This window comes from Pseudomonas paracarnis (genome assembly GCF_904063055.1).
In the GTDB taxonomy this organism is placed as follows: domain Bacteria; phylum Pseudomonadota; class Gammaproteobacteria; order Pseudomonadales; family Pseudomonadaceae; genus Aquipseudomonas; species Aquipseudomonas paracarnis.
This window is the reverse complement of record NZ_CAJFCN010000002.1, coordinates 361,712-374,768: the sequence shown is the minus strand read 5'-3', so window position 1 is coordinate 374,768 and position 13,057 is coordinate 361,712. Positions and strand designations below refer to the sequence as shown.

Here is a 13,057-nt window from a genome sequence, read left to right as displayed (position 1 = left end):
ACTCGATGAATACCGAAGGACTCTCAGAAGTTGCCGTAAAAGACGCTCACCCGGTGGTTGAACAAGTCGCCCAGACCCCGCCGGAGCTGGAGCCCGCACCGCCTGCGGTGGTGGCCGAAGCGCCTGCGCCGGCGCCGGTGGCCGTGGTCACCAACCTGGATGACAGCAGCCTGTACATCCACCGCGAGTTGTCACAACTGCAATTCAACATCCGCGTGCTTGAGCAGGCGCTGGATGAGTCCTACCCCTTGCTGGAGCGGCTGAAATTCCTGCTGATCTTCTCCAGTAACCTGGACGAGTTCTTCGAGATCCGTGTTGCCGGCCTCAAGAAGCAGATCACCTTTGCCCGTGAACAAGCCGGTGCCGATGGCCTGCAACCGCACCAGGCCCTGGCGCGTATCAGTGAGCTGGTGCACGGCCATGTAGACCGCCAGTATGCGATCCTCAACGACATCCTGCTGCCGGAGCTGGAAAAGCACCAAGTCCGCTTCATTCGTCGTCGTCACTGGACCGCCAAGATCAAGACCTGGGTGCGCCGTTACTTCCGGGACGAGATTTCGCCGATCATCACGCCTATCGGCCTCGACCCGACGCACCCGTTCCCCTTGCTGGTGAACAAGAGCCTCAACTTCATCGTCGAACTCGAAGGTATCGACGCTTTCGGCCGCGATTCGGGCCTGGCGATCATCCCGGCGCCGCGTCTGTTGCCTCGGATCATCAAGGTACCGGAAGAGGTAGGGGGCGCTGGCGACAACTATGTATTCCTGTCATCGATGATTCACGCGCACGCCGACGACCTGTTCCAGGGCATGAAGGTCAAGGGCTGCTACCAGTTCCGCCTGACCCGTAACGCCGACCTGGCGCTGGACTCCGAAGACGTTGAAGACCTGGCACGTGCCCTGCGCGGCGAACTGTTCTCACGGCGCTATGGCGATGCGGTGCGCCTGGAAGTGGCGGACACCTGCCCGAAACATCTGTCGGACTACCTGCTCAAGCAGTTCAACTTGGCAGAATCGGAGCTGTACCAGGTCAACGGCCCTGTGAACCTCACGCGCCTGTTCAGCATTACCGGCCTGGACAGCCACCCGGAGCTGCAATACAAGCCGTTCACGCCGCAGATCCCGAAACTTTTGCAAAACAGCGAGAACATCTTCAGCGTGGTGAGCAAGCAGGACATCCTGCTGCTGCACCCTTTCGAGTCGTTCACCCCGGTGGTCGACCTGCTGCGCCAGGCTGCCAAGGACCCGCACGTCCTGGCCGTGCGCCAGACCCTGTACCGCAGCGGCGCGAACTCGGAAATCGTCGATGCGCTGGTGGATGCGGCGCGTAATGGCAAAGAAGTCACTGCGGTGATCGAGTTGCGTGCGCGTTTCGACGAAGAGTCCAACCTGCAACTGGCCAGCCGTCTGCAAGCGGCCGGTGCGGTGGTGATCTACGGCGTGGTCGGCTTCAAGACCCACGCCAAGATGATGCTGATCCTGCGCCGTGAAGCCGGTGAGATCGTGCGCTACGCCCACTTGGGTACCGGTAACTATCACGCCGGCAACGCCAAGCTCTACACCGACTACAGCTTGCTGACGTCCGACGACGCGCTGTGCGAAGACGTCGGCAAGTTGTTCAGCCAGTTGATCGGCATGGGCAAGACCCTACGCATGAAGAAGCTGTTGCACGCGCCGTTCACGCTCAAGAAGGGCATGCTCGACATGATTGCCCGCGAGACCCAGTTTGCCCTCGATGGCAAGCCGGCGCACATCATCGCCAAGTTCAACTCGCTGACCGATCCGAAGATCATCCGTGCTCTGTACAAGGCCAGCCAGTCCGGTGTGCGCATCGACCTGGTGGTACGTGGCATGTGCTGCCTGCGCCCCGGCATTGTGGGCGTGTCGCATAACATCCATGTGCGCTCGATCATCGGCCGCTTCCTGGAGCACACCCGCGTGTTCTACTTCCTTAACGGCGGCGAAGAACAGATGTTCCTCTCCAGTGCCGACTGGATGGAGCGCAACCTCGACAAGCGCGTGGAGACCTGCTTCCCGGTGGAAGGCAAGAAGCTGATCATGCGGGTCAAGAAGGAGCTGGAAAGCTACCTCACCGACAACACCCACAGCTGGAGCCTGCAGTCGGATGGTCGCTACGTGCGTAACACCCCGACCGGCAACCAGAACCCGCGCAGCGCGCAGGCGACATTATTGGAGAAGTTGGGTAGCCCGATTCTGACGGTGAACTAGCCCAGGCATACGCAACTCCATGTGGGAGCGGGCTTGCTCGCGAATGCGGTGTGTCAGTCAATGCATCTGGTGACTGATCCACTGCATTCGCGGGCAAGCCCGCTCCCACATTTGTTTTGCAGTGGGCTTTAGCGCAGGTTCAGGCTGAACCCCACCCGTGTCAGCCATTCCGCTTCCTGGGCGAAGTCCGCCTGGGTCAGCTGATTTTCATCCAGCCAGCCTTTGGGGAACATCACTTCCAGGCTATCGCCATCGGCGTGCAGTTTGACCTGGGGCATTTCCTGGGTGCCGCGGATGTGGTGGAACAGGATCGCAAAGCGCAGCAGCGCGCACAGGCGGATCAGCTTGATGCCGTCTTTACCGAATTCGGCAAACTTGTCCTTGGGAATATTACGGCGATGGCCGCGTACCAGCAGCGCGAGCATCTGTTGGTCTTCCCGGGAGAAACCGGCCAGGTCCGAGTGTTCGATCAGGTAGGCGCCGTGCTTGTGATAATGGTAGTGGGCGATGTCCAGGCCGACTTCATGCACCTTGGCTGCCCAGCCGAGTAACTCGCGCCAGACGCCGTCTTCCAGGTCCCAGTCCTCGGCCACCTGGTCGAACGCGTGCAGGGCTTTGCGCTCAACGCGTGCGGCTTGTTCCAGGTCAACGTGATAACGCTCCATCAGCGAGCTGAGGGTGCGCTCGCGCACGTCTTCGTGGTGGTGCCGGCCCAGCAGGTCGTAGAGCACGCCTTCGCGCAGGGCGCCGTCACAGTGGTCCATGCGTTGCAGTTCGAGGGCGTCGAAGATGGCTTCGAGAATTGCCAGGCCCGCAGGGAAAATCGCACGGCGGTCGGGCTTGATGCCATCGAAGTCGATTTTCTCTGCATCCCCCAGCTTGAACAACTTGCGCTTGAGCCACGCCAAGCCCTCGGCGTTCACCTCGCCGGTGCCATGGCCACCGGCTTTCAAGGCCAGGCCGATGGCACGGATGGTGCCGGACGAGCCGATGGCTTCATCCCAGGTCAGTCGGTGCAAGGCGTGTTCGATGCTCATGATTTCCAGACGCGCTGCGGTGTAGGCCTGGGCATAGCGCGCCGGAGTGATCTTGCCATCCTTGAAATAACGCTGGGTGAAACTCACGCATCCCATCTGCAGGCTTTCACGCAGCAGCGGTTCGAAACGCTGGCCGATGATGAACTCGGTGCTACCGCCGCCAATGTCTGCCACCAGGCGTTTGCCGGGCGTATCGGCCAGTGTGTGTGACACGCCGAGGTAGATCAGGCGAGCCTCTTCACGGCCCGAGATGACCTCCACCGGATGCCCGAGGATTTCCTCGGCGCGATGGATGAACTCGTTGCGGTTGCGGGCCTCGCGCAAGGCATTGGTGCCAACGATACGCACTGCGCCAGGGGGCATGCCGTTGATCAGTTGCGCAAAACGCTTGAGGCAATCGAGGCCGCGCTGCATGGATTCTTCATTGAGCTTGCGCTCGTCGTCGATCCCGGCGGCCAGTTGCACTTTTTCGCCGAGCCGCTCAAGGATGCGGATCTCACCGTTCTGGGCCTTGGCCACGACCATATGAAAGCTGTTGGAGCCCAGGTCGATGGCGGCGATCAAGGACAGATTCTTGGCTTGGGATTGCGGCATGGTTTGAGGATCTCGGTCGATAACCTTGCCATCGTGCCACGATCGACCGCTGACGCCAACGCGTTGTGCTTCGGTAATTGGACCGATGCTGTCTGTAGGGAAATCTCTGGGAAGTGCAGGGCAGCTTCGCAAGCTTTAAACGAATAGGCAATCCGATACCGTAAGACGTTTTAACTGTATGTCGTCGTAAGTTGTGTATGACATTGCTTACAGTGATCGGGGCTGTAGATCATGCGATTTCAGTCAGAGGACTACTTTGCTGATCGATTAAAGCCGTTGCCTAATTTAATACGGCCCACAGCAAATACCGTGTTGTCTGATTTTTTTGCCAGGCACCAAGGCGCCAGACTGTCATTCGGCAATTCTGCCTGGGTGTTATTTATTTATAGTTTTGTGTTACGGAAGATAAAGCGTTGAGCGACGGAGTCGCTAAAACCAAAATAAAGAACGCCTGTTAATTCCTAATGACAGGACGAGCATGAAAAAAATTATTGGATTAACCGTCGGTATGGTGTGCCTGGCTGCAACCCTCAATGCCCAGGCAACCACCAGTGCGCAGTTGGTCGTCAGGGGCACCATTACACCTGCTGCCTGCAACCTCAGCCTGGCGGGCAGTGGCATCATCGACTACGGCACGATTCGCTCGGGCGAATTGTCCCAAACAGCGTTTAACCCGCGCGAAGAGAGGACCACTTCGCTGGTGATCAATTGCGGCACCACGCCTGCCAGGTTCGGGCTCACGTTTACCGACCTGCAAGCGGGCAGCAAGGTGACGGGCATCCTCGGCGCGGGCTTCACCGAAGCACAGAACTATGGTTTGGGTATGGTGGGCGCCCGGCGTACCGGTGGCTATTCGGTGACTCTCAAGGACCTCAGGTCCTCCGGCACAACGCTGTTTCCGATCATGCGCAGCGGCCTGGGGGCCTGGTACAACAGCGATGGCAAAGTGGCCCAGTCGCCGAGCCAGTACTCCTGGCGTAATGGCACGACGATTACCCCTGCCGCTATCAGCCAATTGACCGGTACGCTCGCGGTGAAAGCGGTAATCAACAAGGCTCGGGATCTGGATTTAAGCCGCGACATTTCCATTGATGGGCGCGCCACGCTTGTATTGAGTTACATCTAAATAACTGAAAGCAGCCGATCAAGAAACTAACCCTTTCTTATTGGCTGTTTTTCTATGGCTGCGCGATTGCCAATCGTCAATGGCATGAGTTGAGGGGAATACTGAGTGCGTGGTTTTTTAATAAGTTGTGTATGGCTGTGGCATCTTTTTTTTAGTGCTGTTGCCACCGCCGACGGTATGTTGCCGGAAACAACAGTGGTGGTGCTTTATGAAGAGGACGGCGAAGCCACCCTGAGTATCAAGAACACCGATGCGGGGCCCGCGCTGCTGCATTCCGTAGTTGAGAATGTGCCTGAAGACCTGGAGCCGCTACTGATTGTCACACCGCCAGTTACCCGTGTGGAGGCAGGCGACACCCAGCTGGTGCGTTTTATCAGCACCCTGAAACAGCCGCTCAAGACCCAGCGGCTCAAGCGCGTGTCGTTTGAGGGCATCCCCCAGGCGCGGGCTGCGGGTGGTGCAACCATTGGCATCACCCTGCGGCAGAATTTGCCGCTGATCCTGCACCCCCAAGGCCTGCCGCGACACCATACGCCGTGGGAATTGTTGACGTGGAAGCGCGTCGGGGACCGGCTCAGCGTCCATAACGACAGCGCCTATGTGGTGCGCCTGGCGCCAGATGTGCAGCTGCTGCCACAAGGCACACTGGCGACATTGCCGCGCACTTACATCTTGCCGGGTGAGGCATTGGTGGCGAAGGGCGAAGGTACTCTGGGCAATGTGGCTCAAGTAGAGATCCAGCCCGCCACGGTCTACGGGTTTTCGGTAGACAGCTACCGAGCGCCGGTCATCACCGATGAAGGTTGATCGGTTCATGAGGCTTCCTTCGAGGCGCGACATTGCCGGTACTGCCTGGCCCGGTCGATCCACGTTATCCATCGGCTTTGCGGCGCTCTGGAGTCTGCCTGGTATGGCGACCGCGCTGGAACTCGGGGAAGGGTTTGACCTGGCGGCCCTCACAACCCACGGCATAGACCCCAAGGTTGCCGATTACTTTCGCAGTGCGGCGCGCTTTCGCGAAGGTGTCCAGGTGGTGGGGTTGCGGGTCAATGGCAACCCGCTTGGGCGGGTGGATGCCCGGTTTGGTTCGCAGGGTGAGTTGTGTTTCACCCCAGGTTTACTTGAGAAGGCCGGGCTGGTTAAACCCGGCACAATCCTGCAGCCCGGCGCCAGGCCCGACCAGGCCTGCCATGACTTTCTCGGCGCATTCCCGGCGACGATGGTGCGGCTGCGCCCCGGTAACGACGAAGTGGTACTGGTGGTGCCGACACAGGCCTTGCGCGAATCCCAGTGGGAAAGCGGGAATTTTTCCCACGGTGGCGCGGCAGCGTTGTTCAACTATGACGTGCTGGGTTACGACAGCCATTTGCGCAGTGGGCCCAGCCGGTTCGTGTCGGCTTATACAGAGGCGGGCTTCAACCTCGACGACTGGATTGTCCGCAGCCGCCAGTTCTATGTGTCTGACAACGGCCAGACCCGTACCGAACACTTGCACGCTTATGCCCAGCGGGATATCGCCGGGTTGCAGTCGACGTTCCAGGCAGGCCAGATCTCCAGCAATAACCCGTTGTTTGGCGGGATCCAACTGTCGGGCGTGCAGTTCTCCCCCGATGGGCAGGCCAGAACACCCGCAGGCGGCAATAACGCAGTGGTCGAGGGGTTGGCCCAAAGCCAATCGCGGGTCGAAATACGCCAGTCCGGTGTGTTGGTCCACAGTACGTTGGTGCCTGAAGGACCGTTCCGGCTGACGGGCTTGCCCCTGCTTAACACCACCAGCGACCTTGAGGTCAGTGTGATTGACGTGCGGGGTGCCAAGCGCAGTTTCGTGGTGCCGGCGGCATCGTTCGCGGGGGCTACCCCGGCGGCGCCTGGATACTATTTGTCGGTGGGCGAGTTGCGCAGAACGGCGGGTGAGGAAGGGCCTTCACCGGTGATCGCCATGGGCAGTGGTACCTGGGGGCTGGGGAGCCACTCGTCTGCGGGTTTTGGCTTGTTGAGTACCGATGACTATTGGGCGGCAGGGGGCACCCTGAGCAGCGTGTTTTTCCAGCGGGTTTCTGTCAACGCACGCCATAACCTGTCCCGGGACAGCCAGAAAGCCGTGTCCGGCTCACGCAGCAGCCTGTCACTGAGCAGCCCGGTCGGGGCCAATATCGACGTCAACCTCAGCGCCACTACCCAGACGCGTGGTTACCGTGAAGTCACTGAAGTGGGCCAGTCGCTCAGGGCCGATGATCTCGATTCCCACTTTAAAAACCAGTACACCGCGGGCGTGAGCTGGGCCGACCCCACGCTGGGCGTATTTTCTTTGAATTACACCCGCAGCGCTCAATTTGGCGGGCAAACCAGCGAGCATGTGTTTGCCTCATGGAACAAGTCGTTTGGCCATGCCGATGTGGCGCTGATCGCTGATTCACAGGTAGGGGGTTCACGGGCTGGCCGTGACGCCACCTATACAGGCAGCCGGCGTGATCGTGCCGTGGATAACGATGTGTCCCTGCGGTTGCAGGTCAGCGTGCCGCTGGGCGGCGATCGCCGTGTGAGCAGCTACACCAGCCGCCGTGGGGAGCAATTTACCGCGGGCACTGCACTGAGCGAGCGGGTCAACGAGTATATGAACTACGAAGTGGGAGTTGAGCGTGACATGCGGGCCAGGGAGCAATCGTTGCGTGGGCAAGTGGACTTGTTGCCACGCTATACGCGAGTGGGCCTGGGCGTTAGCCGTGACCCGCTGGGCACCAGCTACACCGGCCAATGGCAGGGTGGTGCGGTGGCTCACGAAGGCGGGCTGACCTTTTCGCCCTACAGCGTGCAGGACACGTTCGGCATCGTCTCGGTCGGCGATATCGGCTCGGCGAAAGTCGAGACGCCACAAGGCCCGGTATGGACCGACTTCAGCGGCCAGGCGGTAATCGCCGGCTTGCCGGCCTACACCAACAGCCGCGTCCAGGTGCAGACCCCTTCCTTGCCCAAACGGGTGGACCTGAAAAACGGCACCCAGGTCCTTGCGGCAGGCCGAGGCTCGTTCAATAACGTGGATTTTGACGTGGTGAAAGTACGCCGGATGCTGGTAACCGCCAACGATCAGCACGGCCGACCATTGCCTCAGGGCGCCTCGGTCTTGGGCAAGGGCAATCGCTTCATCACCAGTGTGGTGGGCGAGGGCATGATTTTCCTCAACGACGTCTCCGAGTCGCAAAGCCTGAAAGTTTCATTGCCGGACTCTTCCACTTGCCTGTTGCACATCGACCCCGAGGCCAAGCCTGACAATGACAAATTCTATGAAGCGGTATCGGCTGTGTGCCAGGGTAGTTAAGCGTGCAAGCCTGCCCTTGGCCCTGTTATGCATGTTGCTGGCAGCACTTGATGCGCAAGCTGAAAACTGTCGGCTATCGCTGAGCCAGTCGCGCATCGACTATGGGCCGATATACCGGGATGCAGTGGTTGAAAATGCCGCTGTGGTGCTGGCTACCCGCACGTTCAGCATGACCGTGCTCTGCGCGGAGCCGGCGGCAATGGCCCTGCGTTTTGTCGCAGCGCCTGCCGATGGGCAAGGGTTTCGGTTTGGTCGTGAGGGGCGTTTGCGCTTGCGTCTCAAGCATGCCCAGGTCGACGGGCGAGCAGTCGGCTGGTCGTCTGCTCAAGCACCTGATGAGTCGGCCAGCGGCCAGTTGTTACCCGGCCAGGCCTTGATTGCGCGAGTCTCAGGTGTGCCGGTGACAGGGCGCAGGCTCACCGCCCAGGTCGATATCGACACCGAACTGCCCTTCGACGCGTTGATGGTACGCACGCAGGCCCACCTTGAAGGGCAGGGCCGTTTCGAACTGGTTAGCCCGGCTGTTCCACCGAGCCAATGAAGTTAGCCAGCTCGGCCGTTTTCGGGTTGGCGAACAATACCTTCGGGTCACCGGTTTCATGTACCTTGCCCTGGTGCATGAACACGAGCTTGTCGCCGACCTCACGGGCAAAACGCATTTCGTGAGTCACCATGATCAGGGTCATGCCGTCCTGAGCCAGTTGGCGCACCACGCTCAGCACTTCATTGACCAGTTCGGGGTCCAGGGCTGAAGTGATCTCGTCGCACAGCAGCACCTTGGGCGACATGGCCAGGGCGCGGGCAATGGCGACGCGTTGTTGCTGGCCGCCGGACAGGCGATCGGGAAAGGCGTCGAATTTTTCGCCCAGCCCGACCCGGTCCAGCATCTGCCTGGCCAGTTGGGCGGCCTTGGCCTTGGGCACTTTCTGCACCACTTGCGGCGCCAGCATCACGTTCTCGCCCACGGTCAGGTGCGGGAACAGATTGAATTGCTGGAACACCATGCCGACCTTCTGCCGCAGGCTGCGCAGGTCGGCGCGGGCCGCGTCGAGGTATTCGCCATCGACTTCGATTACACCGTCGTTGATCGACTCCAGGCCATTGAGGGTGCGCAGCAAGGTGGACTTGCCCGAGCCGCTGCGGCCGATGATCGCGACCACCTGGCCTTCGTCCACCGTCAAGTCGATGCCCTTGAGTACGTGGTGATCGCCGTAATACTTATGCAGGGCAGAAATTCTAAGCAGAGGCATGCAGTCTCCTTTCCAGGTAGCGCGCACTGAGGGACAAGGGGTAACAGAGCAAAAAGTAACCGAGGGCCACCAGGCCGTAGACCATGAAGGGTTCAAAGGTGGCGTTGGCGAGCATGCCGCCCGTCTTGGTCAGTTCGGTGAAGCCGATGATCGAGGTCACGGCGGTGCCTTTGACCACCTGCACCGAAAAGCCCACCGTCGGCGCGACAGCAATGCGCAGCGCCTGGGGCAGGATCACATAGCGCAGTTGTTCAAGCGGGTTGAGGGCCAGGCTGGCCGAGGCTTCCCATTGGCCGTGGGCAATGGAATCGACGCAACCGCGCCATATTTCAGCCAGGTAGGCACTGGTAAACAGGGTCAAGGCAATTGCCGCTGCCAGCCAGGGCGATATGTCCACGCCAAGCAGGGCAACGCCGAAAAACACCAGGAACAGCTGCATCAGCAGTGGCGTGCCCTGGAACAGTTCGATATAGGTGCGGGCCATATTGCGTGAGAACGCTTTGCGGCTGATGCGCAGGGTCATCACCAATAAGCCGATCAGGCCGCCGCCCACAAACGCCACCAATGACAGCAACAGCGTCCATTGCAGGCCGGTCAGCAGGTTGCGCACAATGTCCCAGAACGAAAAATCACTCATCGGCTGTTCCTCATGACAAACCGTCGGCCGATCCAGTTGAGCAATTGGCGAATCATCAGCGCCATGCACAGGTACACCAGGGTGGTCAGGGCATAGGTTTCAAAGGCACGGAAATTACGCGACTGGATAAAGTTGGCGGCAAAGCTCAATTCTTCAGTCGCAATCTGCGAACACACCGCCGAACCGAGCATCACGATGATGATCTGGCTGCTCAGGGCGGGCCACACCTTGCCCAGGGCCGGCAGCAGCACCACATGGCGAAACGCTTCAAAGCGCGTCATTGCCAGTGCCGCGGCCGCCTCCAGTTGCCCCCGTGGGATGGCCTGGATGCCGGCACGGATGATCTCGGTGGAGTAGGCCCCCAGGTTGATCACCATCGCCAGCACGGCGGCTTGCCACTCGGTAATTTTCAACCCGAGGGATGGCAGGCCGAAGAAGATGAAGAACAGTTGCACCAGGAACGGCGTGTTGCGGATCAACTCGACATACACACCAAAGACCCACGCAAACGGTTGGATCTTCCACGCCCGTACCACGGCGCCGACAGTGCCCAGGGCCACGCCGAGGATGGCGCCAATGGCCGTCAGCTCAAGGGTGAACAGCGCGCCACGCAGGAGCAGGTCGGTATTGGCCAGCACCGGCACAAAGTCGAATTGATAGGCCATCTTTGAGCTCCGCGTCAGAGGTCGGCAGGCAGCGGTTCTTTGAGCCACTGCATCGCGTTTTTCCCAAGGCTGCCGTCAGCCTTGGCTGCCACCAGGATCTGGTTGACCTTTTCCAGCAGCGCCGGCTCGTTCTTGTTCACGCCTACGTACACCGGCGAATCCTTGAGTTTCACCTTCAGTGCCGGTACGCGCTTGGGGTTGCGTTCGCTGATGGCCACCATGACCACGTTGCCACTGGCGATCAGGTCGACCTGGCCGGCCAGGTAGGCGGCGATGGTGGAGTTGTTGTCTTCAAAACGCTTGATCGTGGCTTCCTTGGGCGCTACCGCGGTCAGCTCGATGTCTTCGATGGCGCCACGGGTCACGCTGATGGTCTTGCCCTTGAGGTCGTCGAGGCTGGCGATGGCGGCATCAGGCGGCCCAAACACGGCAAGGTAGAACGGCGCGTAGGCGTTGGAGAAGTCGATGACCTTTGCGCGCTCGGGGTTCTTGCCCAGGCTGGAAATAACCAGGTCGACTTTGCCAGTGGTGAGGAACGGTATGCGGTTGGTGCTGTTGACCGGCGTCAGTTCCAGCTTGACCTTGAGTTGGTCGGCCAGCAGCTTGGCGGTGTCGATGTCCAGGCCCCGGGGTTGCATGTCAGGGCCGACCGAACCAAACGGCGGGAAGTCCTGGGGGACGGCAACCTTCAGGGTGCCACGGGCGACGATGTCATCCAGACCACTCGCCTGGGCGGGTGCCTGGCTCAGCATCAGGCTGGCAAACAGGGCAGTGAGCAGGGCGCTGTAGCGCTTGGTCATGGCAACTCTCCGAAAAAGGCGAAGGAATTTTCTGAGTTTGCCCAGTGCACAGCCCATGCCAGCACCGTTCGGATCGTCTGCAAGGCTGATGTTTGTTGAGGTGCAGTGGTCTTACTGGTCTGAACAGTGGTCAGATTTCCCGCACCCTTTTCGAGCGTTTGCAAAAAGCCGCGAGCGCCTTTGGGGCGTGGCTTGCAGCCAGCTATGAATAGTTTTACAACGGGTCACACACGCTATCGGGAACCCTGAGCTTTTTATGAATTCCATTGCCCAAGCCGTACCGGAAGCGGCCTTGCAGGCCATCCGCAAACTGATCAAGGAGCAAGGCTTTGGGCCGGGCGACGCGCTGCCATCCCAGCGCGACCTGGCCCTGCAATTGGGGGTGAGCCGGGCGTCGTTGCGTGAGGCGCTGTCGTCCCTCAGCGCTTTGGGCGTGGTCAACGTGCAGCCGGGCAAGGGCGTGTTCGTGCAGGACGTGCAAGAGGCACCGGGGTTCGCCTGGCCCTTCGCGGCGCAGGCCACGCCGCCGGATATCTTCCAGCTGCGCTACGCCTTGGAGGGGTTTGCGGCGGGGTTGGCAGCAGTGACACTGACCCTCGATGCACTGGACAGCCTGCAAGACAACGTCCAAGCCATGCGCAAAGTGCTCAAGGCGGGCGACTTCGAAGCGGCCGCCCGCCTGGACTTCGAATTTCATCAGCGTATTCTGCTGGCCAGCGGTAACCAGGCCATGGTGAGCATCCTGAGCGCCAGCGCCGAGGTGTTTCTGGAAAGTCAGAAGCTACCGTTCATCCGGCCGGAACGGGCCATGGAAACCTGGCAGGAACATCGCAGAATCCTGCGCGCCCTGGCCCGCCGCAACAGTACGGCGGCGCAGAAAACCATGCAGGAACATATACGTAATGCAGCGTTGCGCACGGGCATTGCGTTCATGACGCCCGCCACGCCGTGACAGAGTCATACCCACGCTCATTCAACCTCATAGCAAGACTCAATCAGACGCGGCTTCCTGAACAGGGGAAGGGCGGCTATGATGGGCAACGTTTTTTTTGCTTACAATCCGGAGACATCCATGAGCAGCGATCTTATCAAGCACGTCACCGACGCGACCTTTGAAGCCGAAGTCCTCAAGGCTGACGGCCCGGTGCTGGTTGACTACTGGGCTGAATGGTGCGGCCCTTGCAAAATGATCGCTCCGGTCCTGGACGACATTGCAACCACCTACGCAGGCAAGCTGACCATTGCCAAGCTGAACATCGACGAGAACCAGGACACCCCGGCCAAGCATGGCGTGCGTGGTATCCCGACCCTGATGCTGTTCAAGAACGGCAATGTCGAAGCGACTAAAGTGGGTGCTCTGTCGAAGTCCCAGTTGCAAGCTTTCCTCGACGCGAGCCTCTAAGC

General features: G+C 60.1%; 12 protein-coding genes. 7 read left to right on the top strand and 5 right to left on the bottom strand.

What is annotated here, in order from left to right:
* The first annotated feature begins 5 nt into the window (after positions 1-5).
* Positions 6-2,228: a polyphosphate kinase 1 gene (ppk1, locus tag JMV15_RS06345; RefSeq protein ID WP_014720431.1), complete on the top strand. Its 2,223-nt coding sequence runs from the start codon at positions 6-8 to the stop codon at positions 2,226-2,228.
* 128 nt (positions 2,229-2,356) lie between these two features.
* Here ppk1 and ppx read toward each other — a convergent pair whose 3' ends face one another.
* Positions 2,357-3,859 carry an exopolyphosphatase gene (gene ppx / locus JMV15_RS06340; protein ID WP_003195352.1) on the bottom strand — a complete coding sequence of 501 codons (1,503 nt, stop codon included), beginning with the start codon at positions 3,857-3,859 and terminating at the stop codon, positions 2,357-2,359.
* 478 nt (positions 3,860-4,337) lie between these two features.
* Between ppx and JMV15_RS06335 the strand changes: the two genes are divergently transcribed.
* The 4 genes from JMV15_RS06335 (at position 4,338) to JMV15_RS06320 (ending at position 8,842) form a co-directional block, all read left to right on the top strand.
* Entirely contained in the window at positions 4,338-4,985 is a 648-nt protein-coding gene (locus JMV15_RS06335; RefSeq protein WP_014720430.1) for a DUF1120 domain-containing protein, read from the top strand.
* 120 nt (positions 4,986-5,105) lie between these two features.
* On the top strand, positions 5,106-5,792 hold the full coding sequence (locus tag JMV15_RS06330; protein WP_093114399.1) for a fimbria/pilus chaperone family protein: 687 nt from the start codon (positions 5,106-5,108) through the stop codon (positions 5,790-5,792).
* A 7-nt stretch (positions 5,793-5,799) separates the two neighbouring features.
* A complete protein-coding gene (locus JMV15_RS06325) occupies positions 5,800-8,301 on the top strand; it encodes a fimbria/pilus outer membrane usher protein (protein WP_172832659.1) in 2,502 nt (833 codons plus the stop codon).
* 31 nt (positions 8,302-8,332) lie between these two features.
* The gene (locus tag JMV15_RS06320; RefSeq protein ID WP_050587221.1) at positions 8,333-8,842 is read left to right on the top strand and encodes a DUF1120 domain-containing protein; all 510 of its coding nucleotides are present in this window, start codon (positions 8,333-8,335) and stop codon (positions 8,840-8,842) included.
* Here JMV15_RS06320 and JMV15_RS06315 read toward each other — a convergent pair.
* The 4 genes from JMV15_RS06315 to JMV15_RS06300 are packed head-to-tail and all read right to left on the bottom strand — an operon-like array spanning position 8,814 to position 11,653.
* Complete coding sequence (locus JMV15_RS06315) at positions 8,814-9,551, bottom strand: amino acid ABC transporter ATP-binding protein (RefSeq protein WP_032902243.1); 738 nt, start codon at positions 9,549-9,551, stop codon at positions 8,814-8,816. The two genes, JMV15_RS06320 and JMV15_RS06315, sit on opposite strands and share 29 nt — an antisense overlap.
* Positions 9,538-10,188, bottom strand: coding sequence for an amino acid ABC transporter permease (locus JMV15_RS06310; RefSeq protein ID WP_020301810.1), 651 nt, complete (start codon positions 10,186-10,188; stop codon positions 9,538-9,540). The genes JMV15_RS06315 and JMV15_RS06310 overlap by 14 nt, the downstream gene beginning before the upstream one ends.
* A complete protein-coding gene (locus JMV15_RS06305; RefSeq protein ID WP_014720424.1) occupies positions 10,185-10,853 on the bottom strand; it encodes an amino acid ABC transporter permease in 669 nt (222 codons plus the stop codon). The genes JMV15_RS06310 and JMV15_RS06305 overlap by 4 nt, the downstream gene beginning before the upstream one ends.
* Before the next feature lie 14 nt (positions 10,854-10,867).
* On the bottom strand, positions 10,868-11,653 hold the full coding sequence (locus JMV15_RS06300; RefSeq protein ID WP_014720423.1) for a transporter substrate-binding domain-containing protein: 786 nt from the start codon (positions 11,651-11,653) through the stop codon (positions 10,868-10,870).
* Positions 11,654-11,909: 256 nt separating this feature from the next.
* On the opposite strand from JMV15_RS06300, the gene JMV15_RS06295 reads away from it, so the two are divergent.
* Both JMV15_RS06295 and trxA read left to right on the top strand, forming a co-directional pair.
* Entirely contained in the window at positions 11,910-12,605 is a 696-nt protein-coding gene (locus JMV15_RS06295) for a FadR/GntR family transcriptional regulator (RefSeq protein ID WP_014720422.1), read from the top strand.
* 120 nt (positions 12,606-12,725) lie between these two features.
* Positions 12,726-13,055 carry a thioredoxin TrxA gene (gene trxA, locus JMV15_RS06290; RefSeq protein WP_014720421.1) on the top strand — a complete coding sequence of 110 codons (330 nt, stop codon included), beginning with the start codon at positions 12,726-12,728 and terminating at the stop codon, positions 13,053-13,055.
* The last annotated feature ends 2 nt before the right edge of the window (positions 13,056-13,057 follow it).

Coding starts and splice junctions, on each gene's coding strand:
- JMV15_RS06335 (WP_014720430.1), top strand. CDS start 4,338: ATGAAAAAAATTATTGGATTAACCGTCGGTATGGTGTGCCTGGCTGCA.
- JMV15_RS06295 (WP_014720422.1), top strand. CDS start 11,910: ATGAATTCCATTGCCCAAGCCGTACCGGAAGCGGCCTTGCAGGCCATC.
- JMV15_RS06300 (WP_014720423.1), bottom strand. CDS start 11,653: ATGACCAAGCGCTACAGCGCCCTGCTCACTGCCCTGTTTGCCAGCCTG.
- JMV15_RS06315 (WP_032902243.1), bottom strand. CDS start 9,551: ATGCCTCTGCTTAGAATTTCTGCCCTGCATAAGTATTACGGCGATCAC.
- ppk1 (WP_014720431.1), top strand. CDS start 6: ATGAATACCGAAGGACTCTCAGAAGTTGCCGTAAAAGACGCTCACCCG.
- JMV15_RS06325 (WP_172832659.1), top strand. CDS start 5,800: ATGAGGCTTCCTTCGAGGCGCGACATTGCCGGTACTGCCTGGCCCGGT.
- ppx (WP_003195352.1), bottom strand. CDS start 3,859: ATGCCGCAATCCCAAGCCAAGAATCTGTCCTTGATCGCCGCCATCGAC.
- JMV15_RS06320 (WP_050587221.1), top strand. CDS start 8,333: ATGTTGCTGGCAGCACTTGATGCGCAAGCTGAAAACTGTCGGCTATCG.
- trxA (WP_014720421.1), top strand. CDS start 12,726: ATGAGCAGCGATCTTATCAAGCACGTCACCGACGCGACCTTTGAAGCC.
- JMV15_RS06310 (WP_020301810.1), bottom strand. CDS start 10,188: ATGAGTGATTTTTCGTTCTGGGACATTGTGCGCAACCTGCTGACCGGC.
- JMV15_RS06305 (WP_014720424.1), bottom strand. CDS start 10,853: ATGGCCTATCAATTCGACTTTGTGCCGGTGCTGGCCAATACCGACCTG.